Annotated in this window: 26 protein-coding genes and 2 pseudogenes; 26 read left to right on the forward strand and 2 right to left on the reverse strand. The window is 41.2% G+C overall.

Annotated features, from left to right (window positions below; all coding sequences use genetic code 11):
- The first annotated feature begins 80 nt into the window (after positions 1 to 80).
- Together DWY79_RS05720 and DWY79_RS05725 are read left to right on the forward strand one after the other, a co-directional pair.
- Positions 81 to 1,178, forward strand: a complete 1,098-nt coding sequence (locus tag DWY79_RS05720) for a transcriptional regulator (protein ID WP_122369001.1) — start codon at positions 81 to 83, stop codon at positions 1,176 to 1,178.
- A gap of 13 nt (positions 1,179 to 1,191) precedes the next feature.
- Positions 1,192 to 1,581 carry a hypothetical protein gene (locus tag DWY79_RS05725; protein WP_048927193.1) on the forward strand — a complete coding sequence of 130 codons (390 nt, stop codon included), beginning with the start codon at positions 1,192 to 1,194 and terminating at the stop codon, positions 1,579 to 1,581.
- Here the strand turns inward: DWY79_RS05725 and DWY79_RS05730 are convergent.
- Together DWY79_RS05730 and DWY79_RS05735 are read right to left on the reverse strand one after the other, a co-directional pair.
- Positions 1,578 to 1,988 carry an N-acetylmuramoyl-L-alanine amidase gene (locus DWY79_RS05730; RefSeq protein WP_121961494.1) on the reverse strand — a complete coding sequence of 137 codons (411 nt, stop codon included), beginning with the start codon at positions 1,986 to 1,988 and terminating at the stop codon, positions 1,578 to 1,580. The two genes, DWY79_RS05725 and DWY79_RS05730, sit on opposite strands and share 4 nt — an antisense overlap.
- A 172-nt stretch (positions 1,989 to 2,160) precedes the next feature.
- On the reverse strand, positions 2,161 to 2,649 hold the full coding sequence (locus DWY79_RS05735) for a hypothetical protein (RefSeq protein WP_005859232.1): 489 nt from the start codon (positions 2,647 to 2,649) through the stop codon (positions 2,161 to 2,163).
- 132 nt (positions 2,650 to 2,781) lie between these two features.
- On the opposite strand from DWY79_RS05735, the gene DWY79_RS05740 reads away from it, so the two are divergent.
- From DWY79_RS05740 to DWY79_RS05860, 24 genes and pseudogenes are all read left to right on the forward strand, one after another.
- The gene (locus DWY79_RS05740; protein ID WP_005859229.1) at positions 2,782 to 3,213 is read left to right on the forward strand and encodes a hypothetical protein; all 432 of its coding nucleotides are present in this window, start codon (positions 2,782 to 2,784) and stop codon (positions 3,211 to 3,213) included.
- 131 nt (positions 3,214 to 3,344) lie between these two features.
- Positions 3,345 to 3,581, forward strand: coding sequence for a hypothetical protein (locus DWY79_RS05745; RefSeq protein ID WP_036617756.1), 237 nt, complete (start codon positions 3,345 to 3,347; stop codon positions 3,579 to 3,581).
- Entirely contained in the window at positions 3,578 to 5,512 is a 1,935-nt protein-coding gene (locus DWY79_RS05750) for a nucleoside-diphosphate sugar epimerase/dehydratase (RefSeq protein WP_122369002.1), read from the forward strand. The genes DWY79_RS05745 and DWY79_RS05750 overlap by 4 nt, the downstream gene beginning before the upstream one ends.
- 418 nt (positions 5,513 to 5,930) lie before the next feature.
- Positions 5,931 to 6,413, forward strand: a pseudogene (locus DWY79_RS05760) (PD-(D/E)XK nuclease domain-containing protein); the annotation flags it as partial.
- Positions 6,414 to 6,605: 192 nt separating this feature from the next.
- A complete protein-coding gene (locus tag DWY79_RS05765; protein ID WP_005867682.1) occupies positions 6,606 to 7,946 on the forward strand; it encodes a UDP binding domain-containing protein in 1,341 nt (446 codons plus the stop codon).
- 3 nt (positions 7,947 to 7,949) lie between these two features.
- On the forward strand, positions 7,950 to 9,017 hold the full coding sequence (locus tag DWY79_RS05770; RefSeq protein ID WP_005867683.1) for an NAD-dependent epimerase/dehydratase family protein: 1,068 nt from the start codon (positions 7,950 to 7,952) through the stop codon (positions 9,015 to 9,017).
- A gap of 146 nt (positions 9,018 to 9,163) precedes the next feature.
- Positions 9,164 to 10,357, forward strand: a complete 1,194-nt coding sequence (locus tag DWY79_RS05775) for a GDP-L-fucose synthase (protein ID WP_005867684.1) — start codon at positions 9,164 to 9,166, stop codon at positions 10,355 to 10,357.
- Positions 10,358 to 10,387: 30 nt separating this feature from the next.
- Entirely contained in the window at positions 10,388 to 11,500 is a 1,113-nt protein-coding gene (gene gmd, locus DWY79_RS05780; protein ID WP_005867685.1) for a GDP-mannose 4,6-dehydratase, read from the forward strand.
- A 511-nt stretch (positions 11,501 to 12,011) separates the two neighbouring features.
- Positions 12,012 to 13,526 carry a lipid II flippase MurJ gene (locus DWY79_RS05785; protein WP_122369004.1) on the forward strand — a complete coding sequence of 505 codons (1,515 nt, stop codon included), beginning with the start codon at positions 12,012 to 12,014 and terminating at the stop codon, positions 13,524 to 13,526.
- Between the two features lie 530 nt (positions 13,527 to 14,056).
- A complete protein-coding gene (locus DWY79_RS05790; RefSeq protein ID WP_233554131.1) occupies positions 14,057 to 14,920 on the forward strand; it encodes a hypothetical protein in 864 nt (287 codons plus the stop codon).
- A gap of 32 nt (positions 14,921 to 14,952) precedes the next feature.
- Positions 14,953 to 15,534 (forward strand): maltose acetyltransferase, encoded by a 582-nt coding sequence (locus DWY79_RS05795; protein WP_122369006.1) that lies wholly within the window; start codon positions 14,953 to 14,955, stop codon positions 15,532 to 15,534.
- A 13-nt stretch (positions 15,535 to 15,547) separates the two neighbouring features.
- On the forward strand, positions 15,548 to 16,579 hold the full coding sequence (locus tag DWY79_RS05800; RefSeq protein ID WP_122369007.1) for a glycosyltransferase: 1,032 nt from the start codon (positions 15,548 to 15,550) through the stop codon (positions 16,577 to 16,579).
- Between the two features lie 3 nt (positions 16,580 to 16,582).
- Positions 16,583 to 17,488: an alpha-1,2-fucosyltransferase gene (locus DWY79_RS05805; protein ID WP_005867692.1), complete on the forward strand. Its 906-nt coding sequence runs from the start codon at positions 16,583 to 16,585 to the stop codon at positions 17,486 to 17,488.
- A 4-nt stretch (positions 17,489 to 17,492) separates the two neighbouring features.
- Positions 17,493 to 18,380: a hypothetical protein gene (locus tag DWY79_RS05810; RefSeq protein WP_233554130.1), complete on the forward strand. Its 888-nt coding sequence runs from the start codon at positions 17,493 to 17,495 to the stop codon at positions 18,378 to 18,380.
- Between the two features lie 13 nt (positions 18,381 to 18,393).
- Positions 18,394 to 19,038, forward strand: coding sequence for a hypothetical protein (locus DWY79_RS05815; RefSeq protein ID WP_122369009.1), 645 nt, complete (start codon positions 18,394 to 18,396; stop codon positions 19,036 to 19,038).
- A 33-nt stretch (positions 19,039 to 19,071) separates the two neighbouring features.
- The gene (locus DWY79_RS05820; RefSeq protein ID WP_005867792.1) at positions 19,072 to 19,296 is read left to right on the forward strand and encodes an acyl carrier protein; all 225 of its coding nucleotides are present in this window, start codon (positions 19,072 to 19,074) and stop codon (positions 19,294 to 19,296) included.
- Positions 19,297 to 19,301: 5 nt separating this feature from the next.
- Entirely contained in the window at positions 19,302 to 20,048 is a 747-nt protein-coding gene (locus DWY79_RS05825; protein WP_005867794.1) for an SDR family NAD(P)-dependent oxidoreductase, read from the forward strand.
- A 12-nt stretch (positions 20,049 to 20,060) separates the two neighbouring features.
- The gene (locus tag DWY79_RS05830) at positions 20,061 to 21,107 is read left to right on the forward strand and encodes a 3-oxoacyl-ACP synthase III family protein (protein ID WP_005867795.1); all 1,047 of its coding nucleotides are present in this window, start codon (positions 20,061 to 20,063) and stop codon (positions 21,105 to 21,107) included.
- 6 nt (positions 21,108 to 21,113) lie between these two features.
- Positions 21,114 to 21,335 (forward strand): acyl carrier protein, encoded by a 222-nt coding sequence (locus DWY79_RS05835; RefSeq protein ID WP_005867797.1) that lies wholly within the window; start codon positions 21,114 to 21,116, stop codon positions 21,333 to 21,335.
- A 5-nt stretch (positions 21,336 to 21,340) separates the two neighbouring features.
- Complete coding sequence (locus DWY79_RS05840) at positions 21,341 to 22,558, forward strand: fatty acid--CoA ligase family protein (RefSeq protein ID WP_122369010.1); 1,218 nt, start codon at positions 21,341 to 21,343, stop codon at positions 22,556 to 22,558.
- Positions 22,555 to 23,283: an SDR family NAD(P)-dependent oxidoreductase gene (locus tag DWY79_RS05845; RefSeq protein ID WP_005867801.1), complete on the forward strand. Its 729-nt coding sequence runs from the start codon at positions 22,555 to 22,557 to the stop codon at positions 23,281 to 23,283. The genes DWY79_RS05840 and DWY79_RS05845 overlap by 4 nt, the downstream gene beginning before the upstream one ends.
- Positions 23,284 to 23,513: 230 nt before the next feature.
- The gene (locus DWY79_RS05850) at positions 23,514 to 24,107 is read left to right on the forward strand and encodes a sugar transferase (RefSeq protein ID WP_005867802.1); all 594 of its coding nucleotides are present in this window, start codon (positions 23,514 to 23,516) and stop codon (positions 24,105 to 24,107) included.
- 30 nt (positions 24,108 to 24,137) lie between these two features.
- Positions 24,138 to 25,457 carry a DegT/DnrJ/EryC1/StrS aminotransferase family protein gene (locus tag DWY79_RS05855; RefSeq protein ID WP_005867804.1) on the forward strand — a complete coding sequence of 440 codons (1,320 nt, stop codon included), beginning with the start codon at positions 24,138 to 24,140 and terminating at the stop codon, positions 25,455 to 25,457.
- A 95-nt stretch (positions 25,458 to 25,552) separates the two neighbouring features.
- Positions 25,553 to 26,230, forward strand: a pseudogene (locus tag DWY79_RS05860) (DegT/DnrJ/EryC1/StrS family aminotransferase); the annotation flags it as partial.
- Between the last annotated feature and the right edge of the window lie 123 nt (positions 26,231 to 26,353).

Here is a 26,353-nt window from a genome sequence, read left to right on the forward strand (position 1 = left end):
TCCTTTTTGTTTTCATATAAGTGTTTATTTATTAGGGTATTACAAGAATATCTTGATAAGGCTCTGAATTATCTTCCTCAATGAATATCATGACAAGTAATAGCTCAGATAGAGCTATGAAGCATATACGCAATCGCCGTAGCCAGGAGGCTGTACGCTGGTACGTACTGACGCTTCCTACCGCTGTTGGGGGACGTGATAATATCTATTCGTCAAAAGGATTAGATGCCGAGCTTTCCCGTCGTAAACGTTGTGGGGAACCCTTGTTCGAGTACTTTGCCCCCTCGTATGTCGAGGCTCGCAAGGTGGGAGGCAAGATGGTCAATACGAGGAAGCCTCTTTTATACAACTATGTGTTTATCCATGCTTCGGAGAATGAGATTTTCCGTTTGAAACGTATCATGCCCTTATATAATCTTCTTCCTCGGGTATCCGTGGGCGAACACTCTTATTTCCCTTACCTGTCAGATCATGAGATGGAGACCTTACGCTGGATGGCAGAATCTTATTCCAATGAGCTTCCGGTGTACGTACCGGATAGCGGTCGCTTGCTGAAAGGTGACCGTGTACGTATCACCTCGGGTTCTTTCATGGGGATGGAGGCTGAGGTGGTGGTGCAACCGGGTGGAGGTCATAAGGATGTCATGGTACGTATCCTTGACTGTATGTGGGTTCCTCTATTTGAGGTAAGGCAAGGCGAGTATGAGCTGATCGAGTTGAATACGAAAGGCAAGCACGTTTATACCCATTTGGATAACGATCGTTTATCGGAAGGTATGCATAAGGCATTGGGGCGTTATTATCTCTCGGGCAAATTGGGAAAGGAAGACGAGCTTTTGGCTCATGAGGTACTGAAGGGCTACGCCTCCCTTCGTGTGGAGACCGATGTGATGCGTTGCAAGGTTTACTCATTACTCCTTCCGGCCTATAAGCTGTTGGCTCAGGAAGAGGAGTTTGAACGCTTGCATTCCACCCTACGCAATATGCTTCCATTGGTTAAGGCAGTGAATTCTCGTGCCTTACTGCTCGTCACGCTTTACGGCTGCACGAATAGCAACCTGTATTACCATATGGCGCATGAGCTGGTAGATCCCTGGCGGGATGACCCTTCGCCTAAGAGAAGCAAGGCCTTGTTGATACAGCGTTTACACGATTACGATATTTGGTTAAAACATTAAATAGTAGACTGTCATGAGAAAGGAAAGCGAAACTCCCTCCGGTATCCGTTTGATGCTATTGCTGAAAGGGCATTTGAGAGAGATCATGGATCGTGAGTGTGCGAATCAGACCTCGATCCATTTATATTGTACAGGATCTTATTGGGTTGCGTTCGAACGTTCCGCTTATCAATTGCGTCGTGCCTTTCCGGATAGTGAGATCACGCCGATGCGCCTGTACGCTTATCCTTTTCCGGTTGTCATGGTTTCCGTAACGGATCGTTCCCTTCGTTTGTATGAACGAAAACATATAGCTAAGCAGAACGGGGCGGATTACAAGTTATTGACTGTACCTGAACTCTCCGCTCCCGCCTACCAAGCATGGCATACGAGGGAGGTGAAGGGACTCCCTGCGTTAAACTAATCGGAAAACTCGCTCACTACATTAAAACAGGGACAGGATTTCGACGGGTCCAAGTCTTGATGTCCCACGATCAGGGCTTTGGGGAATCGCTGATGCAATTCACGAAGCAAACCCTGTAGGGCTTCTCGTTGGGCTTCCGTTCGGGTATCCATGGGAGTCTTTCCATCGTTGGCGAGTCCTCCGATATAGCAAACCCCGATACTGTACCGATTGTGGTTCTTACAGTGAGCGCCCACTTGTTCAAGGGGCCTACCGGTCTCGATCGTACCATCGGTCGGGATAACGAAGTGATATCCGCAACCTTTCCAGCCGAGTGAGCGATGCAGGCGGTCGATGTCCATCATCCGTAAAGTGCTGCCCTGCCTATTGGCAGAGCAATGCACGATAATCAGCGTGATGGTTCTCATCCGATCCAACCGCTAGCGGCTCCACCGGCGGCACCGGTGATGACCAGTTCGACAATACGGATGATGTAGAGCAAGACGCTCTTCCAATTTGTTTTTTTCATACTTGTAGTCTTTAAATAAATGAATAAAATAAGCTTCATGGTTTAAGAGCCGTATTTCTCAATGGTAGGATTTAGATCTCATCGGGAGATTCTGAGTCTCCTTTCTTCAACGCTGCCAAGTCTACCGTGTCTTTATTCTCCTTTACCGCCTTCAGCGAGGCGGCTTGGATCGCACGGCTGGTTACTAGGTTGAATTCTGCCTTAGAACGTAGGTTCTCGAAGTCTATACCCGGATTGAATAGAATGTTCACCGCCTTGATATTATCGCTGGAGAAGTCCTTGAGTGTAGCGGCCGGCTCGCAGGTAATGGAGATGCTAAAGATTCCTAGTTCGCCGAATTGTACCTTGTAGCCGTTCAGCAATTGTTCCACTAGGCATGAGCAGGTGTCGCTTACCACGCCTTTTACCGTGCCGCGTGTGAAAACACCGTTGTGATCTGAGATGTGCTTCACGAAATCATCGAAACTCATCACTTTCGTCACTTGGTTCTTGGCGTACGCCTGTTCCTTTGCGGTCTCATCCAGTGGACTTTTCCACATGTAAGTTGAATAATTAATCATACTTCTTTTTTTAAAAGATTAAACTTATTGTTGACAATGCGAAAGTACAACCCCCGGATAGCGAAATCAAATCCGTTGATAACCGTTGACAAACTGTTTACTTTTCATTGACAAACGATTCATATATACCTTATGTCTGATATAACAATTACCATACACGGCGGCAATAACCAGATACTCCCCAACGCTACGGAAGCCATCCAGAACTTCTATGTGGGGGAATATTGCGGGGAGACCTCCTTAGAAGAGGGGGACGGTAGATCCGGTCTCATGCCTGAAACGATCCGTTTTCGTGCCTATATAAATAAAGAAGAGGATCTGGAACGCTATCTTGCGCAGATCGTCGAGTGCCGGACAGTTACCGAGTTGGCCCAAGTCATTCTGGTCATGCAAGAGAACGAGCTGAAAATAACCCCCGAGGAGATGGTCAAAGAGCGTTTCATCCGCCTCTTTCTACCCATCACCCCCCGAATCACGAAGGGTAAAAGCGTCAGCAACATCCGTGCCCGTATCAACGATGCGTGGAGCAGTCGTCTCAGACACCGCTCAACTGGCCGTTTTTGAGAAGATATACTGCATATGCCCGAGGATATATACTGCGTTAGGCAATTGATATATATTTCACAGGGCAATTCATATATACCTCGTTTTCCAAGGGAAACGAAAAGTGATAACCTTACTGAAAAAATTACGATATGACAGAAAACCATGAGCGGGCGGAACAAGCACGTTTCGTCTTCCATATCTACGGTTGTAATGTGCAGATCCTGCCCAATGCAACCCATGCGATCCAAATCATCCACCAAGGTGATGGTACGATCTTGCGGACGGAAAGCTGTATTACGCCCGCCGCTTCGGGACGCCACGAGTCACAGGCGCCGCCGTTGGGAAAAGTTAGGGCACTGAATATAAAACAAACAAAATACAAATGATGGATTTTCATAAGGGCAGATGGCGATTGGCCTTAGGCCGTCTGGTGAATTTGCGGTATATCAACCGTTGGATCATTTTTAGTGCGGACCTTTTCGTTTCGCTCTCCGTGTCGTTGCTGGGCGTACTAGGAATGTTCTCCATTCTGCATATACGTATAGGAGAGTCTGATGTGCTGAAAGTAGGCCTCTCCTCATTTGTGGGCAGTATCGTTTCGTTCTTGCTGTTCAAAGCATATCATGGGGTTATTCGCCATTCCACGCTGCGTGGCTTGTGGCGGATCGGTGGTGCTGCGATCGGCAAGTCGCTCTTAATGTTCCTGCTGCTTTGGCTGTTGAAAGCCCGTTTCAGCCCTTCTATCTATTGGTTGGGTGGAATCATGGACAGTACGTTGACGATCGTGATGTTGGTCACGTTGCGTGTCTTCGTGATCAATGTCTATAACAGCGTCCTCCTGCAACTCGGCAAGAAACGCAAGCGGGTACTGGTCTTTGGCACGGAGGAGGAGAGCGTGATGATCGCTACCTCGGCGAACCGTCAGGTATTCATGCAGAATTATAGCATCATGGGCTTCCTTTCCTTTGGCAATTCCAAGAAAAGCATCCGGATCGCGGAGTTACCGGTCTACCAGATCGAGAACGTGGAGGATCTGTATCGCTTGATCCCTCGCAACAGCTTGGATGGCGTTCTCTTCCCCAATATAAAGGTTGCCCATCAGGAGCGTGACCGTTTGATCCGTTATTGCGAGCAGGCCTCCTTGAAGACATTGGTAGTCCCGGAGATGGAGGAGCTACGTGGAGGTGAGGCGAAGCGTTCTGTTCGAGAGATCCGTATCGAGGATTTGCTAGGTCGTGAGGAGATCCATATCAATCTGGATGAGATCGGCAATCTGTTGGAAGGGAAGACCGTGCTTGTCACGGGAGCCGCCGGCAGTATCGGTAGCGAGATCTGTCGCCAGCTGGCTCATTTTCCGATTAAGAAGTTGGTTTGCTTCGACTCCGCTGAGACCCCGATGCATAATCTTCGTTTGGAATTGGAAGAGAAATACAAGGAACTGAACTTTGTTCCGGTGATCGGCGATGTTCGCAGCCCGGACCGTGTGGATTATGTGTTCCGCAACTGGCACCCCCAAGTGGTGTTCCATGCGGCGGCCTACAAGCATGTCCCCTTGATGGAAGAGAACCCCTGCGAGGCGATCCGAACAAACGTGTTCGGTACTCGTGTGATGGTAGATGCCGCTGTAAGCTATGGCGTGGAGAAATTTGTGATGATCAGTACGGATAAGGCGGTGAACCCCACGAACATCATGGGATGTAGCAAACGCTTGGCCGAGATCTACGTACAGAGTCTGAGCCTTGCGATTGAGCGAGGAGAGGTGAAAGGCGAGACACGTTTCATTACGACCCGCTTTGGCAATGTTCTAGGTAGCAATGGGTCGGTTATCCCCCGTTTCCGTGAACAAATCGCTCAAGGAGGTCCCGTGACGGTCACCCATCCCGATATCATCCGTTACTTCATGACCATCCCGGAGGCTTGTCGTCTGGTATTAGAGGCCGGTACAATGGGTAAGGGCGGTGAGATCTTTATCTTCGATATGGGTGAGCCGGTGAAGATAGCGGATTTGGCGAAGCGCATGATTGAACTGTCCGGGTTGCAGGTAGACAAGGATATCGAGATCAAGTATACTGGTCTTCGCCCCGGCGAGAAATTGTATGAAGAGCTACTGAACAACAAGGAGAACACGAAAGAGACCCCTCACGAGAAGATTCGAGTAGCGGCGGTTCGTGAGTATATCTATAAGGATGTAGTAGAACATATTAATGTATTAACCGAATTGTCTCTCCGTGTCCAAATCCTTTTGATGGTGAAGGAGATGAAAGCCTTCGTCCCTGAGTTCAAGAGCCAGAACTCCCAGTTTGAGGAGTTGGATTGAATTGATTCGCCATCTCATCCTGTCGATTAATTATCCATATAGGATAACGTTTGCCAAACTCGAGTATCTCGGTTTTGGTAATGCACTTACTGAGCCTGCCCAATATGACAAGCATAAGTATGTCTTCAAGTTTATGCTTGAAATTGCCTTTCCCGGTTCTACGGTATTCAGGTACTGAAGTTACGAACTCTCTTAGATGTTTCATGATGCTGCCACTCGGACAGTCGAAGTGCTTTTTTAGTATTATTACACCTAAAAACTTCTATATCAATTGAATGAATCGTATTTTTTTCGATAGCAAAAATACAGGCGGAAGACAAAACCGACATCACGTCGCTCTTGAAATCCGCCTATAAAAAATCTTTTATATGATTAAAAAGAAACACCGAAGACGGTGCTTCGGCATCCCCGTTTCAGCGGCCTGTATCAGTTGGATATCCCGAACAAGGAGGTTCGGATCGGCTTGATGCGCAGCTTGTTGCCTAACTATGTGCAACGCCCCGCCGAGTTGAATACGTTGGTGGCGGAGAAGATTTATAATGGCGATATGGACGACGCTTTAGTTTTGATGCGCACGGTTCTCTCCACGATCCCCTATTGCGAGAATACGCATTACGAGGGACATTACCAACAATTGCTTTATGTGATTTTTACGTTGATAGGCAATTATGTGGACGTAGAGGTCCGTACCCCCAAAGGCCGTGTGGATATGGTGATGCGCACCCCGACCACCCTCTATGTCGTGGAATTAAAGTTGAATAAAACCGCGGATACAGCCCTTGAGCAAATCCATTTGCGCAATTACCCGGAGCGCTTCGCCCTTTGCGGATTACCCATCGTAAAGGTTGGGATCAATTTCGATACGGAGAAGCGAACGTTGGGGGATTGGGTGATTGAATAAAGAAGGTAAACGCAATATTTTTTACTGAACTCGGTTAAGACACTTTTGAAGTGTCTTAATGAGGAGTATGTCCTAAATTGAATACTTACTACCTGTTACTTTTGGTATAAAACAAACAACTTAACTGTGAATCATCTTTTTGAAAATCAGAAAGATGAAAAGTACTTTAGGGCTAAAAAAAAAATAATCAATATGAATAAAGAAATCAAGATCGCCGTGGCCGGAACCGGTTACGTGGGATTGAGTATCGCTACCTTGCTGGCACAACATCATCCGGTGACAGCGGTGGACGTGATACCGGAGAAGGTGGATCTTATCAACCGTAAGAAATCACCGATTCAAGATGAGTATATCAAGCGATATCTCGCTGAGAAAGATTTGAACCTGCGAGCTACGCTTGATGGCGAGGCGGCTTATCGTGATGCCGATTTCATAGTCATTGCGGCTCCCACCAATTATGATCCGCTGCGGAATTACTTCGATACACATCATATAGAGGATGTGATCGATTTGGTATTGAACGTCAATCCGGATGCCGTGATGGTCATTAAATCAACCATTCCTGTTGGGTATTGCCGTTCGCTTTATGTGAAGTATGCTCTCAAGTTTATGACAGATCCATCTCTTAAGGGACATTATTTCAATCTTCTATTCTCTCCAGAGTTTCTTCGTGAAAGCAAGGCCTTACTTGATAATTTGGAACCTTCGAGAATTATCGTGGGCTATCCTAAAGTACTCCCCTCTGATCAAGATAGAAACTGGGATGAGGAGAATGCGGCAATTGCAGCTATTGGCAATCCAAATGCGGAAGATTACGCCAAGATCTTTGCGAATCTTCTTCAAGAGGGTGCAATCAAGGAGAACGTTCCGACTCTATTCATGGGTATGAAGGAAGCAGAGGCTGTCAAACTCTTTGCCAACACCTATCTCGCTCTTCGAGTTTCTTATTTCAATGAGCTTGATACCTATGCGGAAGTAAAGGGGCTCGATTCACAGGCAATTATTAATGGCATTGGTCTCGATCCACGTATTGGCACTCACTACAATAACCCGTCATTTGGTTATGGTGGTTATTGTCTCCCAAAGGATACCAAGCAACTTCTTGCCAATTATGAAAACGTGCCACAGGCTATGATGTCTGCGATTGTGGAGTCTAATCGTACCCGAAAGGATTATATTGCCGATGCCGTACTTCGCAAGGCTGGCTATTACAATGAAAATGCTGTATGGGATGCCGCTAAAGAGCATGAATGTGTTATCGGTGTGTACCGCTTGACTATGAAGTCTAACTCTGACAACTTCCGCCAGTCTGCAATCCAGGGTATCATGAAGCGTATCAAGGCCAAAGGCGCAGAGGTCATAATCTATGAGCCAACTCTTGAAAATGGTACTTCATTCTTCGGCTCTCTGGTAATCAACAATCTTGAGGAGTTCAAACAGAAGTCAAAGGCCATCATCGCCAACCGCTATGACTCATGCCTCGATGATGTGATTGAGAAGGTTTATACTCGTGACATATTTAAGCGTGATTAACTCATGGTACAGTATAATGTAAATCTTGAGGGCAAGACCGTTCTCGTTACTGGAGCAGCAGGCTTTATCGGATCTAATCTCGTTAAGCGTTTGTTTAAGGATATAAAGAATATCAAGGTAATCGGTATTGACAGCATCACAGACTACTACGATGTCAACATCAAGTACGAGCGTCTCAAAGAAATAGAGGCTCTTAACCGAGATTGGGAGTTTGTTCATGCAAGCATCTCAGATAAGGTTGCTGTCGAGAAGATATTTACTGACAACAAGATAGCTGTTGTCGTAAATCTCGCAGCTCAGGCAGGAGTTCGTTACTCTATCACCAATCCTGATGCCTACATAGAGAGCAATCTTATCGGTTTCTACAACCTTCTTGAAGCTTGCCGTCATCATGAAGTTGAACATTTGGTATATGCATCATCATCATCAGTCTATGGTTCTAATAAGAAGGTTCCATATTCAACAGATGACAAGGTGGATAATCCAGTCAGCCTGTATGCTGCCACCAAGAAGAGTAACGAACTTATGGCACACGCTTATTCGAAGCTTTACAATATCCCATCAACAGGTCTTCGTTTCTTCACTGTATATGGACCTGCAGGCCGTCCTGATATGGCCTACTTCGGATTCACCAACAAGCTTCGTGATGGCAAGACCATCCAGATCTTTAACTATGGAAACTGCAAGCGTGACTTTACCTATGTCGATGATATCGTCGAGGGTGTAGTTCGCATCATGCAGCACGCTCCCGAGAAGCAGAATGGAGAAGATGGACTTCCAATCCCAGCGTACAAAGTATATAATATCGGTAACAATTCACCTGAAAACCTTCTTGACTTCGTCTCTATCCTACAGGAGGAGCTCATCCGTGCCAAGGTGCTACCGCAGAACTACGATTTTGAGGCTCACAAGGAACTTGTCCCAATGCGGCCTGGTGACGTATCTGTAACATATGCAGATACTACACCTCTTGAACAAGATTTTGGATTTAAGCCATCAACTTCTTTGCGTGATGGTCTTAGAGCATTTGCAGAATGGTATTCAACATATTATATATGCGTTGATAAATGACCATTTGTGCATTCCTTAAAGAGTAATTGATATATTATTTTATTTGAATCTGCATTATAGTATGTGGATCTGTGGGTTCAATGATTATTCCGCACAATAAAAATAATTCAGAGTGAAACACGCTTTTTTATTTTCAAATTAATCATATGTTAGATAAATCAAGCAAAATATATGTTGCAGGCCATAGGGGCCTCGTAGGTTCCGCAATTTGGAACAACCTCTTGCGGAGAGGCTACACCAATCTCGTAGGTCGCACTCACAAGGATCTTGATCTCACAGATCAGTATGCTGTAAAAAAGTTTTTCGATGAGGAGCAGCCTGATGCTGTAGTACTAGCAGCTGCCTTTGTAGGTGGCATCATGGCCAACAGTCTTTATCGTGCTGACTTTCTGATGATGAATATGAAGATCCAGTGCAACGTTATTTCCGAGGCATATGCTCATGATGTGAAGAAACTCCTCTTCCTTGGCTCTACCTGTATCTATCCTAAGAATGCGCTTCAGCCCATGAAGGAGGACTGCCTCCTCACTAGTGAATTGGAATACACCAACGAGGAATACGCCATTGCCAAGATTGCTGGTCTCAAGATGTGCGAGTCGTACAATCTCCAGTACGGTACCAACTATATTGCCGTAATGCCTACCAACCTCTATGGTCCTAATGACAATTTTCATCTGGAGAATTCGCACGTTATGCCAGCCATGATGCGTAAGGTTTATCTCGCAAAGCTCATCAACGATGGTAATTGGGAAGCTATTCGCAAAGACCTCAATATTCGTCCTGTAGGAGCAAATATCAAGGAAAATCGTTATGTCATTGATGGCAACAGTTCAGAAGCTGAGATTCTCAAAGTCCTTTCCTTCTATGGTATAGAGCACAACAAGGTGAACCTCTGGGGCACAGGTAAGCCTCTTCGTGAGTTCCTCTGGAGTGAGGATATGGCAGACGCATCAGTTCACGTTCTTCTCAACGTTAACTTCTCCGACATCATTGGTATCGAGAAATACTCATCAGTCCATTACGGCAACAAAGCGGATGGTGTAGTTGATCGCAACCACTCAACTGGTCGTGGTGGCGCAATCCCAAGCCTTGGCGAGATCCGCAACTGTCACATCAATGTGGGTACAGGGAAGGAAATCACCATTTGCGAGCTTTCAGAACTTGTAGTCAAGGCAGTAGGTTTCACCGGAACAGTTGAGTTTGATACCGCTAAACCTGATGGTACTATGCGTAAGCTCATAGATGTCAGCAAGCTTCATTTTCTTGGATGGACACATAAGGTTGATATTGAAGATGGTGTTCAGAAGCTTTTCGAATGGTACGAGGAGAGCATAAGTTGAAAACAATTCAATAACGCAAAAAATACAATTATGTCAAAGAATATTGCACTTATCACAGGTGTTACTGGACAGGACGGTAGCTACCTCTCTGAATTTCTTTTGGCCAAGGGCTATGAGGTCCATGGTATCATCCGCCGCTCATCAGTAGATTTCCGTGAGCGTATCGCGCACCTCGAAGGAACTCCAAATTTCCACCTGCATTATGCTGACCTCACCGACTCTATGTCGCTTGTGAAGCTTGTGGACAAGGTGCAGCCGACAGAGATTTATAACTTGGCTGCTCAGTCTCACGTTCAAGTGTCTTTCGATGCTCCTGAGTTTACTGCAGAGGTAGATGCAACAGGTGTTCTTCGCATACTGGAGGCTGTCCGTACCAATCACCTTGAGAAGAGCTGTAAGATTTATCAGGCATCAACTTCTGAGCTCTATGGTAAGGTAGAGGAGGTTCCCCAGAACGAGAATACCCCATTTCACCCATATTCACCATATGCTGTCGCTAAACTCTATGGCTTCTGGATTGTGAAGGAGTATCGTGAGGCATATGATATGTTCTGTTGCTCAGGCATCCTCTTCAACCACGAGTCTGAGCGTAGAGGCGAGACATTCGTAACCCGCAAGATAACTCTCGCTGCTGCACACATTACCCAGGGTAAGCAGGATTGCCTCTACCTTGGCAATCTAGACTCCCTTCGCGACTGGGGGTATGCCAAGGATTATGTTGAGTGTATGTGGCTTATCCTCCAGCACGATAAGCCAGAAGATTTCGTTATTGCTACAGGTGTACAGCATACTGTTCGTGAGTTTGCTACTCTCGCTTTCCATCACGCTGGTATAGAACTTAGTTGGGAAGGTGAAGGCATTAATGAGAAAGGTATTGTAATATCTGGCCCTGAATTTCTTGTAGGCAAGGTCGTTGTAGCCGTATCTGAAGATTTCTATCGTCCTACCGATGTGGTGAATCTCTGGGGCGATCCAACCAAGGCTAAGAATGAACTTGGTTGGAATCCTATGACCACCACCTTCGAGCAACTCGTCGAGCTCATGGTTAAGCATGATATGGCTAAAGTCGCTGCTGATCATGCTGCTGAAGGTGTTCGCAAGATGAACCTTGCTGAGTATCTTGAAAAAGGTATCGTAAAGTAATATTCCAATTTGGAAAGTCGTTGTATAGGTAGTACATTTGTATGTGGTTCATACCACCAACGGCTTCAAATAGCTCCTTAAAAGGAGGGTTGTTCTGTCATAGAAGGCAAGGATATGACGTGTTTGCGTGGAAAATGCATGGTTTCGGTGGAGGTAGATACCAGGCACTTGTGGTGTTAGACAGTAAGATATTTTGCCATAATCATCGAGAAGCCATAGAACTTCATGTTCGAAGACAATAATATCAATCAGAACTTTGCCATTCCTAGATATGATGAAGTTATATCATAAGCGATAGAATTTATTTACAGAAAAAGAAGAATTCCAAAGATTTTTTTCATGCGTAATGAATAAAAGGGAGACTCTTGAAAGTACTCCTCAATATTGGATCTTTATGATATGCATGTTACTGTTTAGTATCGGAACATTTCTTTCAAAGTAAAATTTCATTGTTTCTGTCGGATTTAGGAATTTGTAATACGATGTTCTGAAGGTTGACATATGTAAATGTATGAAAAAAACATTCGTTATTAGTCTTATTTTTATTGTTTGTGGTATATTAGGCTTTGTTTGCCAATTGTTGTATGCCTATTTCTTTGGCTCAGGGAAAGAGATGGATATTTATTTTTCGTTGCTCTCCATTCCTGCGATTATAACAGGTGCGTCTGGTGCTGTTTTTTCATCTTTGTTTTTCCCTATTTTTGCTCGAATAGATTCAGTTGAGTTAGATTCTTATATTTGGACTATAAAAGAGTGTGTATCAAAAATAGCATTGCTTATAGCTGTTGTTGGCTTTGTAATTACATATTTTAATATGGATTACATTGTTGGTCCCATAGAAAAAACATATTATAATCTTTCTTTATTGTTGGCTTTTTTATTGTGGATTAATGCATACATGTCAATCGTTAATGGTTTTCTTTCTTCTGTTCAAAATTATTTCAAAAATTTTTTAATTGTATCTTTATCTCAGTTACTAGTATACATTTTTATTATATTATTTGTGCTTATTCTTCATCAGGTTATAGGAGTAAATTCTATTGCTTTTGGTATGCTATTTTCAGCCTTTATTTCTTATATAGTAAATCGATATTATGGTAATTTATTCAAGAAATCCCAATCGTATACCAAAATGGACTCTTTTGTAGTTGTCCAAAATATTATACTAATAATTATATCTTTTTTTCCATTCCATTCGTTTGCTTCAATTGCATATTTGTGGGCCGGACAACTAGATTATGAAGGTGGCGTTTCGCTTTTAGGTTATTCTCATAGTTTTTGCGGTTTTCTTTCTGTTGCTGCAAGTATGGGGTTGTCAACCGTTTCTTTCCCTGATCTTGCTAGGTCTCTTTCTTCAAAGAATAAGGAAATAGTTAACCAAGGATTTATTAATTTTTGGAAACAAATAGAAGCCGTCGTTGTTTTTTCAACATTTGTTGCTGTTTTTGCATCCGTATTTGCTTGCCCAATAATAAGTGTTCTTTTTTTAAGAGGGGAATTTGATAATGAAGCTGTTATTGGATTATCTTCAGTTCTTCCTATATATCTTGTGAATGGAGTGCTGATTGCAATAATGAATTTGACGAGGAATGTTTTTTATTCATTAAATAAGCAAAAAATATTTGCGGTTTTTAGTGGGTTAGTAACATTTATTTTCTTTTTTTCTTCGATTATATTTTCAACACAAGTAAATTATATCTTTGTTGGATTTGTTGAGACTATATCTATGGGATTGTTTGCTTTGATTTCTCTATTTTATATAAATTCATTAGCAAAAGTGTTTTGGTTTAAAGATATAGTAAAGTTGCTTAGTCAAATTGTTTTATTAATTTTAATTGCAATATTCTTGTATCTCTTTTATAAAAATATTCTCAATTATTATTTGAATAATATAGTTTGTTTACTGATAAGTGGAGTCTTGTATACAGTTTTAGCAGATTTGCTTTTATGCAAGATTTTAGTTAATGAAATGATTTTGTCTGTCAATGAAAAAATTGCACATGTGATAAAAAGTAAACTTTTTTGAAAGTTTTTTGATGATATTTTATTGGTGTTTGGCTATGATTATCTAATTGTAATTGTTAGTGATGAATGGCTTGTGTTGATGATAATGTACAATGTTTTTGCTTAGTTAATTATATATATTGGAATTCGATTAATTGCTAAACTTTTAATCCTATGGATGATATTAATATGGATATAATATTGTTGTGTTTTCAAGTTTTTGTATGGGTATCATGTATATTGAAGTTATGGAATAGGAATAGATTTTATGCCATTTTTTGTATGGTTCTTTATTTGTATTTATTACCGACAGAAATTACTTATAGATTTTTTCCATATCTATATGATGCATACTGGGGAAAAGATGTTTGGTGTGAATTGTATTGGTTTGTTAACTTTTCATTGATTACGTTATTTATAGTCCTAAATCATACATCCAAAATTCATAAGGTCTATAATGTTGTATATTATAGGAGGAGAAATTCAAAATCAATAGTTTATTTTTTTGTTCTTGTGTTTAGTTTTTTAAGTTCATATTTATTAGTTACCAATATGGTGAAAATTTCTTACCAATCCTTAGTGGAAAATGGATCGATGGGAAACGAGAATATTTTGATGACTATAATTGACCAAATGTTTAAGTGGTTGCCTGCTTTCGTGATATTCCCAATGGTTGCTATGGAACAGAAAAAATGGTATATGCAAGTTTTTACTGCATATAATATTCTACTTTATACTATCTATAATATTCTATCAGGATCTCGTTCTGATATCCTTGCAGTTGTATTGGGACTTGTACTTTTATGGATATATGGACGTAAGATAAGGATTAAACAAGTTTTTGTTTTGTCTTTTATCGCTATTACGTTTCTATATTTAGCGAGTTTTACTTATTCGTTAAGAGGAGGTGTTAATGAGGGGACATTGGAAGAAATTTTACTTAAACAAGATTATACAGCGCCAGCGTATAATTTGGTTGGTGTTATTGGCAAAAATATTATTGATCCATTAATGGTTATTAATTCTCAGATTATAAAAACATTTCCATTATTGGGAGGTGATTGGTTATATTTTTTGATTGCAGATTCTCTTTTTCCTAGTTCTCAAGTAAGCGCCTCTCAGGGATGGGCTTTTCATCCTTTTGCTGAAGGTTATATCTTTTGTGGCTTTTTAGGGTTTGTATATAATGGATTGGTGATAGGTTTAGGATTGTCAATATGGAATCGTTTTATTTTAACTAATAATGAAAGATTTAATCGATTTATGTTCGCAATTATGGGATGCATTTTTTTCTCATTGGTGAGATCACAGTCTGTGAATTTCTTTAGGTATATGTATTATATGTTTATTCCATCAGCCTACATATATTCTCGATTATCTAATATAAAGATCAATTATCGGGGGTTCTTGCGATAACCCCCTAATAAGCAGAACTAAACATCACGTTTATGATATTTACAAGAAAAGATCTGCAAGAATATTTAAAGCGAGATAATCTAGGGTTTGGTTCCCAGACTTTTTATAAGCGTATGATAAAAAGATTGGGAGGATATGAAAATTATTATATATATGAATTTTTTCGTGTATTGAGGCATTATGAATTTTACCTAAATTTAGAAAAACGTACTCTATTGGAGAGGGTATTTCTGTTGTATTGGAAATATAGATACAATCACAGCAGAATAAAATCAAATATGTTTGTTGCTCCTAATACTTTTGGGCCAGGTGTCATGATTGTACATCTAGGTTTTCTTCGTTGTGATAGTTGGATTCATATTGGAGAAAATTGCACAGTTCTTCCTAATGTTTTATTTGGAAAACGTAATGCTATGAATTTTGGCTCTAAATGTAGTATCAATGTAGGAAACAATGTTTATATTTCTGTCGGAGCAATAATCTTGGGACCTATAACAATTGGCGACAATGTTGTTATTGGGGCTGGATCTGTTGTAAATAAGGATATCCCTAATAATGTAATAGTAGCAGGTGTTCCTGCAAAGCAAATTGGATTTACTTTGTCAACAAATTAAGGTGGAAAAAAGTATGAATAGATTAACTTTTATAGGAAGTATTCAATTAAATAGCCCAAGTACAGGTGGTGGTGTGCAAACAAAGAATCAGCATTTTTTGAGATATATACTCTCTAAAAATGTTGACTGTAGAGTCTTTGATACTTGGAAAAAAAAATCCGTATTGTCGTTAATTATGTCTCTAATATATATTGTAAGAACTAAAAGAAGTGAGCCAATCATTCTGTCAATATCAACTAGAGGTGCTTATTATATAGCAAAAATACTAAATTTAACTCATCTAAAACGGAGAATTTTCTATTGGGTTGCAGGAGGAGATTTGGCAATAGATCTCAAAAACGTATCTCTTAAAAACCGAAGAGTATATGATGTGTTTACTAAAGTAGTAGTTCAATGTAATTATTTGAAACGTGACCTAGAGGAATTATCAATTACTAACTGTGCAATGGTTCCGAATTTTAAACCAGTAATATTTAAACCAACAATTGATAAAGCTATTTTTGAGAAAATACGTTTTGTGTATTTTTCAAGAGTATTAATACAAAAAGGAATCGAAGAAATAATCCAAGCATTTAAGTCTTTAGGTAATAAAAACATTTGTTTAGATATTTACGGAACTTTAGTGCCTCCATATGATGAAGGCTATTTTAAGGATTTTTATTACCTAAATATTAATTATAAAGGCTTTCTTGATGTGAGTGTAGAAGATGGTTATAAACAACTATCCGAGTATGATGTTTTACTATTCCCTACATATTTCAAGGGTGAAGGTTTTCCTGGAACATTGTTAGATGCATTCATAGCTGGTGTGCCAGTTATTGCGTCAGACTTCCATGCTAATGGTGAAGTCCTTGTTGATGGTTATAATGGATTGCTTATTCCCCCTAAGGATGCAGTAGCATTATCTACCGCAATGAATAGACTTATTTCAGATATTGATTTGCGCAAAAAATTAAGGAAAAATGCAATTCTTACAGCAAGGGAATATGATGTAGAAATGATACTAGATGAAGCCTTTGCAAGATTAAAAATTTTTGAAGATTAGTATATGAAAATCGTAAATATCATAGGAGGTCTAGGTAACCAGATGTTTCAGTATGCTTTTGCTGTAGCGTTGAAGGCGAAATATCCCAATGAGGAGGTTTTTATTGATACTCAACATTATAAAAATGCTTTCATTAAGGTTTATCATGGCAATAACTTTTATCATAATGGTTATGAGATAGACAAGGTATTCCCGAATGCGACTTTAGAACCTGCCAGACCGAAGGATTTGATGAAGGTTTCGTTCTATATTCCTAATCAAGTTCTTGCTCGAGCTGTTCGTCGCATATTTCCAAAGCGAAAGACAGAGTTTGTGACAGATCAGCAGCCGTATGTGTTTATACCAGAGGCTTTGTCTGTAATAGATGACTGCTATTTTGATGGTTACTGGATGACTCCACTCTACTTTGATAAATATCGTGATAGGATTCTTAAAGAGTTTACTTTTCGTCCATTCGATACAAAGGAGAATTTGGAATTGGAACCTCTTCTCAAACAAGATAACTCTGTGACTGTACACATTCGTCGTGGTGATTATGTCGGATCTTCCTCTTTTGGAGGTATATGCACACTTGATTATTATCGTAATGCAATACGTGAGGCCTATAACTTGATTACTAGCCCAGAGTTCTTTATTTTCTCAAATGACCAGAAATGGTGTATGGAAAATATGAGGAATGAGTTTGGTGATGCAAAGGTTCATTTTATTGCACACAACCGAGGTGCCGATAGTTATCGCGATATGCAACTCCTGTCCATCGCTAGATGCAACATATTGGCAAACAGTTCATTCTCTTGGTGGGGTGCATACTTGAACCAGCGTAAAAATTGTTTTATTATATGCCCACATAAATGGCATAATACGTTGGAATATTCTGATTTGTATTTGCCTACATGGATTAAAATTTAATATTGTGAAGTATAGAACATTTGAATTTGCAGATCGTATTCATGAATTCTTAGGACCCAGAAAACATGATTTAGAGACTGATATCAGAGAAATATCTCGGCTGCTCGAATCTGAGAATCCAAGCATGATATCAAGAATAGGAAGTGTTGAGTTTCAAGCATTATTTTTAATCCGATATTTTCCTTTGAGTTTTCCATTATTGTCAAGATCAAAGAGAAATATGAGAATGAATGCCGGTTTTTTCCCAGTTTCAATGAGAACACTTAAACAGTTTTATCTTCTTTATAAAGAAGATTGCAAAGATATAGACTTGTTCGTAAGGTGGCGAATCGAAGAACTATTTTTTAGTAATTGGTTTAATCATAAAAAATATGTCCATAAGTCAACTTTGGATTCGTTTTTTTCCCAGCAACATCCTTGGACCTATTCTCTAAAAGGGAAAAAGATTCTTGTAGTGCATCCTTTTTCTGAGACCATCGAGAGTCAGTACAAAAACAAAAAGAAGAAACTATTCAAGAACAGCGAGGTGTTGCCTGAGTTTACTTCATTGCAGACCATTAAGGCTGTGCAGTCAATTGCAGGCAATCCTGTTGGCTTTGACACTTGGTTCGATGCACTTGACTGGATGAAAAGCGAAATTGACAAGAAGGATTTTGATATTGCTCTGCTAGGATGTGGCGCATACGCCCTTCCGCTGGCTGCTCATATCAAACGTATGGGCAAAAAGGCTGTTCACATGGGAGGTGTGCTTCAGTTTCTATTTGGAATAACTTGCAAGCGATATGAAGAGAATGATGAATTTAAGCCTTATATCAATGAGTATTTCGTTTATCCTGATGCCAAAGATAGACCTAAGAATGCTTTTGCGGTAGAGGGTGGTTGTTATTGGTAAAATATTTTGATATATGGCAAATATTCGATTTAGATTAGCTAAGCCAAGTGATGCAAAGCAAATTGCTTATGTTCACTTGCACATCAGAGATAAATATGACCAAGGTTTTTTTGCGCAGGTAAATTATTCTTTCCTTAAGCAATATTATAAGGTAATGCTTAATGATCCAAACGAAGTTATAGTTTGTGCAGAAGATGAGAACGGACTGATAGTAGGTTTTAGCAGCGGTTCACTAGATGCAAGTAAGCAGATGAAATCAATGCGTGATAACAAATTTTCATTTCTGTGGCCATTATTTACCTCTGCAATATCAAACCCGAAATTAATTAAGGCAGCAATTGATAGATTCAAATCAACTAAAGGTGAATCAAATAATCATTATGTCTCTTCTAAAGGTGCCCGAGGTGAATATTGGGGATGGTTGCCAAATAGAAAAGATCCTGAAGCCGCAATTTCTATGAATGACATGTTCATGTCGATTATGAAAACATTGGGAGTGAAAGATTTATTTATTGAAGTAGATACAATTAATAAGCAGATCTTTAAATTTCATAAGATTAATGGAGCTAAGGTTGTTTCTACATTTACACTCCCTGACGGCAGAGAAAGAACAGAGATGGTATATGATTTAACAAAGATAAAATTCAGATTTATATAATAAAATTACGATTAACATTTAAAAATTGCATCAATGAAAGATTTTATTGTGAATTTTGCAGATCAGTTTGACGATCTTGATGCTTCAACAATTAGTGCTGAAACAAACTTCCGAGAATTAGATGGATGGTCATCCATGGTTGCTCTTAGCGTGATGGCAATGGTGGATGATGAGTATGAGGTACAGCTTAGGGCTGACGAAATGCGCAAGACCAACACTATCCAGGAACTCTTTGAACTAATATCTTCAAAGAAGTGAACTGTATGTATAATCCTTTTTCACTTGAGGGTAAAACTATTTTGGTGACAGGAGCCTCCTCTGGTATAGGAAAAGCTACAGCCATTGAGTGTTCTAAGATGGGTGCCAAGGTTGTATTGACTGGTCGTAATGAGGCCAAATTACAGCAGACCTATGATTTATTGATGGGAAATGGTCATTTAATGATTGTGGCTGATTTATCATGTGATGTTGATATTTCAACAATTGTTGAGAAATGCCCATCAATTGATGGACTTGTCAATAATGCGGGACTTTCCATCATACTACCGACTCATTTTATCACTCGTGATAAAATGGAGCAGATAATGTCTGTCAATACTTTGGCTCCAATTCTTTTGATGCAGCAATTATTGAAAAAGAAAAAACTAGAAAAGAATGGATCTGTTGTATTTACTTCGTCTATTTCTGGACCTGTTATTGCAGGAGTTGGCAACGTTATGTATTCTACATCTAAGGCTGCCGTGTGTGGTTTTGTTAAGAATGCTGCATTGGATCTTGCAAGTAAAAATATTAGAGTAAATGCGGTATGTCCAGGTATAATAAATACACATATTTGGGATACAGGAACTATTTCAGAGGAGCAACTTTCTGAAGAAATGAAGAAATACCCTTTAAAGCGATTTGGCAAACCAGAAGAGGTAGCACATGCCATTATCTATTTTCTAAGTGACGCTTCTTCGTTCACTACAGGCACAAATCTTGTGATAGATGGTGGTTTTACCCTTCAATAATCATGAATAATTATGAAAGTAATTCTTAACAATGTTCAGGTTAAGGCCGTGGCTTCATGGTTGCCAAAGAATATTCTAGAAATGGTTTCTCTTGGTGCAGAGTATGGTGATACGGAGGTAGCCAACATTATGAAGGCAACAGGTGTAGAACGTGCTCGCATTGCTGACAAAGACATGTGTTCTTCTGACATGTGCCAGAAGGCAGCTGAAGCGTTAATGGAAAAGGATGGAATCAATAAGGATGAGATTGACGGACTTGTGTTCGTTAGCCAGACGTGCGATTGGATTCTGCCTTCAACGTCTATTGCACTTCAAGACCGTTTAGGTTTGTCAAAGGACACTGTTTGTATTGACATTCATTATGGTTGCTCTGGCTTTATTTATGGTTTATTTCAGGCTGCTTCTTGGATAACTACCGGTGCTTGCAAGAATGTACTCGTATTGGCTGGTGATACGACATCACGCATGATGAATCCTAATGATAAATCACTTCGAATGGTGTTCGGTGATTGCGGTACCGCGAGCCTTGTAACCGTAGGAAATACTTCTATGGGCTTCCATATTCAAAGTGATGGAAGTGGAGCTGATCGTTTGATAGTTCCTGCTGGAGGTTTCCGTTTGCCAGTTTCTGAGGAAACAAGCGTTCTAAAGTGGGATGAGGACAAGAATGGCCGTACTATGAATGACCTTTTCATGGATGGTATGGCCATTTTTAATTTTGCAATAACCGAGGTACATAAAAATGTGAACTCACTAATTGAGTACATGGATTGGGTAAAGGAAGATGTAGGATTCTATGCCCTTCATCAGGCAAATGAATTTATGGTAAACTATGTTCGTAAAAAACTAAAAGTTGCTGCTGAAGTGGCCCCTGCCAACTGCAAGGACTATGGCAATACTGGACCTGCTACCATACCATTTCTGCTGAGTGATGTTTGCAGTCAGAAACAATATGACCTCAAAAAGACCATTATGTGTGGTTTTGGTGTGGGGCTGTCTTGGGGTAGTGTCGCTGCTGACCTTTCTGAAACAAAATTCTATGAACCAATTAATAAATAAAACATTATGCAGACTAAAGTATTAGAAGTTATTAATGATATTCGTGCTTCTAAGAATATGGAAGCTGTTGTAACCCTCAACGAGGGTGATAAGCTCCGTGACGATCTAGGCCTTACTTCATTCGATCTCGCAGAACTTACCGTTCGCATCGAGGATGAGTTCGATATTGACATCTTCGAGGATGGTCTCGTTAATACTGTTGGTGAGATTTATGCAAAACTTAGCTAAATGCAATGGCAGTATTTCTTGTAGATAACGATAAGACTTATACATACGAGGACTTGTTCTGCTCGCTTAATCATGCGATAGAATATTGTCCTTTGCTCAAGACAAGGGATGTATACGTCTATTTCGTTAACCTAATCCGTGCTCTGACTGCAAATAGACCTCTGGTTCTATTGGATTCGGACTTGAATCCTTCGGAGATTGATGGTGTGGACGAGAATGAGGTGAACCAGACAAAAGTTATCGAGCAGAAATCATTTGCTTCGATGGACGATGTGGTGGCTTCGCTTCAGCAGTCTTCATCAGAGATCACCATCTTCACCTCAGGAACTACTGGTCAGCCTAAGAAGGTGGTGCATACCGTTGACACCTTGACTCGTAGCGTTCGTCTTGGCGATAAGTACAAGGGCCAGGTGTGGGCGTATGCCTACAACCCTACTCACATGGCAGGTCTACAGGTGTTCTTTCAAGCATTCGAGAACCAGAATACCCTCATCAACGTGTTCAACAAGCAGAGGGCTGATGTTTACGAGCTGATTGGCAAGTATCAGATTACTCATGTGTCAGCTACTCCTACATTCTATCGTTTGCTCCTCCCTTTCGAGCATGCATACGAGAGCGTGATTCGTGTCACTTTGGGTGGCGAGAAGTCTGAACAGCATCTGTATGACTCCATTATGAAGATCTTTCCAACGGCAAAGATTAATAACGTGTATGCCTCAACCGAGGCAGGATCGTTGTTCGCAGCCAAGGGCGATTGCTTCCAGATACCAAAGAAGATTCGCGATAAGTTTACAGTTGTTGATGACGAGCTGCTTATCCATAAGTCACTTCTTGGACGTTCCGACAGTTTCAAGTTCGAGGGTAATTACTATCACTCTGGTGATCTCATCGAGTGGGTAGACAAGGAGCAAGGACTGTTCCGCTTCAAGAGTCGCAAGAACGAGCTCATCAATGTGGGAGGCTACAAGGTCAATCCAGGAGAAGTGGAGAATGTCCTTCGAGCAATCGATGGCGTGAAGCAAGTGCTTGTCTATGGTAGGGCAAATTCAGTCCTCGGTAGCGTGCTTTGTGCTGACATCCAGTTGGAAGATAGTTCTGAACTCACCAATGTTGATATTAAGAAGGCGCTTACCTCACAGCTGCAGGATTTCAAGATTCCACGCAGAATTAAGTTTGTAGAACAATTCGAATTAACAAGAACCGGTAAACTCAAACGATCATGAGTAAAAATATTATTGTTACAGGTTGCTCTCGTGGCGTAGGTCTCGAAATTTGTCGTGTCCTACTCGAACAAGGCAACAACGTATATGGTATTGCTCGTAGCTATACCGATGAATTCAAGGCTCTGGAAGCAGAGTGCCCTGATCACGTCTTCTTCAAGAGTGTTGACCTTGCTGATTGTGAAAACGTACGCCATAATGTCTTCAAAGACTTTTGTAGCAACAAGGTACAGATTGACGGTTATGTAAATAATGCAGCTGTTGCATACGATGACATTGTGACCAACCTCAATTTGGAGCGACTTCAGGCTATGTACAACGTGAATGTCTTCACTCCAATGATGATGACCAAGAATGTTATTCGCAACATGATTCTTCACAAGGTGAAGGGATCTATTGTACATATCTCTTCTATCTCTGTTCACACAGGCTACAAGGGATTGGCAATGTATGCCTCTTCTAAGGGTGCACTCGAAGCATTCTCAAAGGATACTGCTCGCGAGTGGGGATCCCTCGGCATCCGCTCAAATGTCGTAGTTCCTGGCTTCATGGCAACCGCTATGAGCTCTACTCTTACAGAGGAACAAAGAGGCAAGATTTATGCCCGTACGTCACTCAAGGCAGCTACTAGTATCCGTTCAGTTGCAGAAACTGTTGCTTTCCTTGTAAGCGAGAAGGCAGAGAGTATCACTGGTCAGAATATTCACGTTGATAACGGTACGATATAAGTGATACAAGTTGACAAAATAGTCAATAGTGTATTCAACTCCAATACTTACATTCATTGAGTACATTCATAGTTAGGAGTAAGTGGACGCTTGATAATGAAGCTATAGTCACAATGACAGGTTCTCTTCCAACTGTTGTATATTAGAACTGGATAGCGTTTACTTTGTACAATGATGACCTTAATATTAACCGAAAAGCATCTCTTTTTTTTGAATAATCAAACGTATATATGAAACGGCTATTTGATGTTTTTGCCAGTGGCTGCGGTTTACTGGTATTAAGTCCCATATTCCTCATTATGGCAATCTGGATTAAGTTGGATTCCGAGGGATCTGTGTTCTATCGTCAGGTTCGTGTAGGACGAAATAATAATGATTTCCGTATTTTTAAGTTTCGTTCGATGCGTGTAGGTTCAGATAAGGGCTCTTTGGTAACTATTGGAGGTCGAGACCCTCGAATTACTCGTTCTGGATATTTTATACGAAAATATAAGTTGGACGAGTTCCCTCAATTGATTAATGTGTTTCTTGGTGAGATGAGTCTTGTCGGTCCTCGTCCAGAGGTTCGTCACTATGTAAACTACTGGACAGAGGAACAGATGCATGTTTTGGATGTTCGTCCTGGTATCACCGACCCTGCCTCAATTAAATTCCGCAATGAGAATGAGTTGATGGAAAAAGCAAAAGATCCTGAGGACTATTATATCAACGTGATTATGCAGGAGAAGATAAAGCTGTATTTGGAATATGTGCAGAATGCGTCATTCTGGTATGATATCAAACTTATTTTCCAAACATTTAAAGAGATTATTACTGAGAGATAAATACGAGATTAATTTTTAAAAACAAGTATAATGAGTACTGATTTGAAAAGAAGGAAAATTCCCTTTTCACCCCCAGATATGACGGAGGCTGAAGCCCACGAGGTTCGTGACGCAATCCTTAGTGGTTGGATAACTACTGGCCCTCGTACAAAGAAGTTGGAGAAGATAATTTCGGAATATGTTCATACGGAGAAAACTGTATGTTTGAACTCGGCTACGGCTGCCATGGAGATGGTGCTCCATGTGATGGGCGTTGGTCCTGGTGACGAGGTGATTATGCCTGCATATACCTATACAGCATCTGCTTCGGTGGTTGATCATGTGGGTGCTACCATAAAGATGGTGGATATCCGTCCGGCGGCTTATGCAGAGAATGATGGTAACGATCATCAGGATTTTGAGATGGACTACGAGAAGCTGGCTGCAGCAATCACTGAGCGTACGAAGGTAATTGTACCTGTTGACTTGGCTGGTATATGCGCTAATGTAGAGAAGATTTTTGAAGTGGTGAACCGCCTAGAGATCAAGGCGCTCTATCGTCCTGCTAATGACATTCAGGCTAAGATGGGACGTATCGTGGTTTCTAACGACTGTGCCCACTCATTTGGTGCCTCTCGCCATGGTAAGATGGCTGGTGAGATTGCGGACTTCTCTTCATTCTCTTTCCATGCTGTTAAGAACTTCACTACTGCAGAGGGTGGCGCAATGACATGGAACCTGCCTTTCGGAAACGAGAAGGTGGAACGCCAGCAAGTGTATTGCGGAAGTCCTGTACCTTTCATAGAGGGTGAGACTTGGAATGAATTCATCTATCGTCTATCACAGCTCTTCTCGCTCCATGGTCAGAATAAGGATGCGTTGGCTAAGACAAAGTTGGGTGCCTGGGAGTATGATATCATTGGCCCTTGGTACAAGTGCAACATGACTGACATTATGGCTGCTCTGGGGCTTATCCAGTTCGAGCGTTATCCTGAGATGTTGGCTAAGCGTAAGAAGTACATTGAGCGTTATGACGAAGCTCTGGCTCCATATGGCATTGTAGGCTTGAAGCATTATGGTGCAGATTGGGCTGGTAGTGGTCATCTTTACATCACTCGTCTTCCTGGTAAAACACGTGAGCAATGCAACAGCATCATTGAGCAGATGGCAGAGCGTGGTATCGCAACCAACGTACACTATAAGCCACTCCCGATGATGACCGCATATAAAGCAAAGGGCCTTGATATCAAGGATTATCCTAATGCATACAAATTCTTTGAGAACGAGATTACACTTCCTCTGAACACAAAGATGACTGAGGAAGACGTTGAGTACATTATCGAGAACCTTCTATGTTGCCTTCCTAAATAATTGAAACAGTTTAACGTAGATTTAATTATGTAAGCAGTCAAAAATGGCTATTAATTGAAAGATATATCTTCGCTGCGAACAAAATTTATAGAATTGGGAATAAGATGATTACGACCAGTGGTGATGGTGCGTTGATTTGTCCGGATGAGGAGGCTAAGCGGGAGATCATGTTCTACGCTACGCAGGCTCGGGAGGCTTATCCGTATTACCAGCATGAGCGGATCGGGTATAATTATCGGATGTCGAATATTTGTGCGGGTATCGGGCGTGGTCAGATGACGGTGGTTGATGCTCATGTGGCTCATCATAAGCATACGTGTGATTTATACCGGGAACTGTTGAAGGATGTGAGAGGGATCACCTTGCATGAGAATCCTTCCGGTCGTTTTGATAGTAACTATTGGTTGAATACGATTGTCTTGGATCCTTTATTGAGGGTGAAAGGGCAGGAGAATGTTTATCAAGCAACGGTACAAGGTGCTGTTGGTGGTGCGGGCGGTGTGACTCACGCAGCGGTGAACGCACATACGGATTGCGAGCCGAATGCCAATGTCGAGGCGATGCGTGTGGGACTTGACGCGATGGGTATAGAATCCCGTCCTTTGTGGAAACCGATGCATAAGCAACCTGTCTATAAGGATTGTCCGGCTTACGTGAATGGGGTGAGCGAATCTTTGTTTAAGGTCGGGTTGTGCTTGCCTTCCGGTCCGTATGTAACGGATCGGGATATTGAGTATATCGTTGGAGGTATAAGGGGCTTGATTGAGCGTTGATTTTAACAACTTTCATGAGCTAAATTCGTTTCAATGCGTAGGCCTAAGTAAAGGCTAATCATAAAGATTTTATTTTTGTTACGAGGAGGGTGTGTCATTTTTTGATGTACCCTTTTTGTGTTC

The organism is Parabacteroides sp. AF27-14 (assembly GCF_003635425.1).
Lineage (GTDB): Bacteria > Bacteroidota > Bacteroidia > Bacteroidales > Tannerellaceae > Parabacteroides > Parabacteroides distasonis.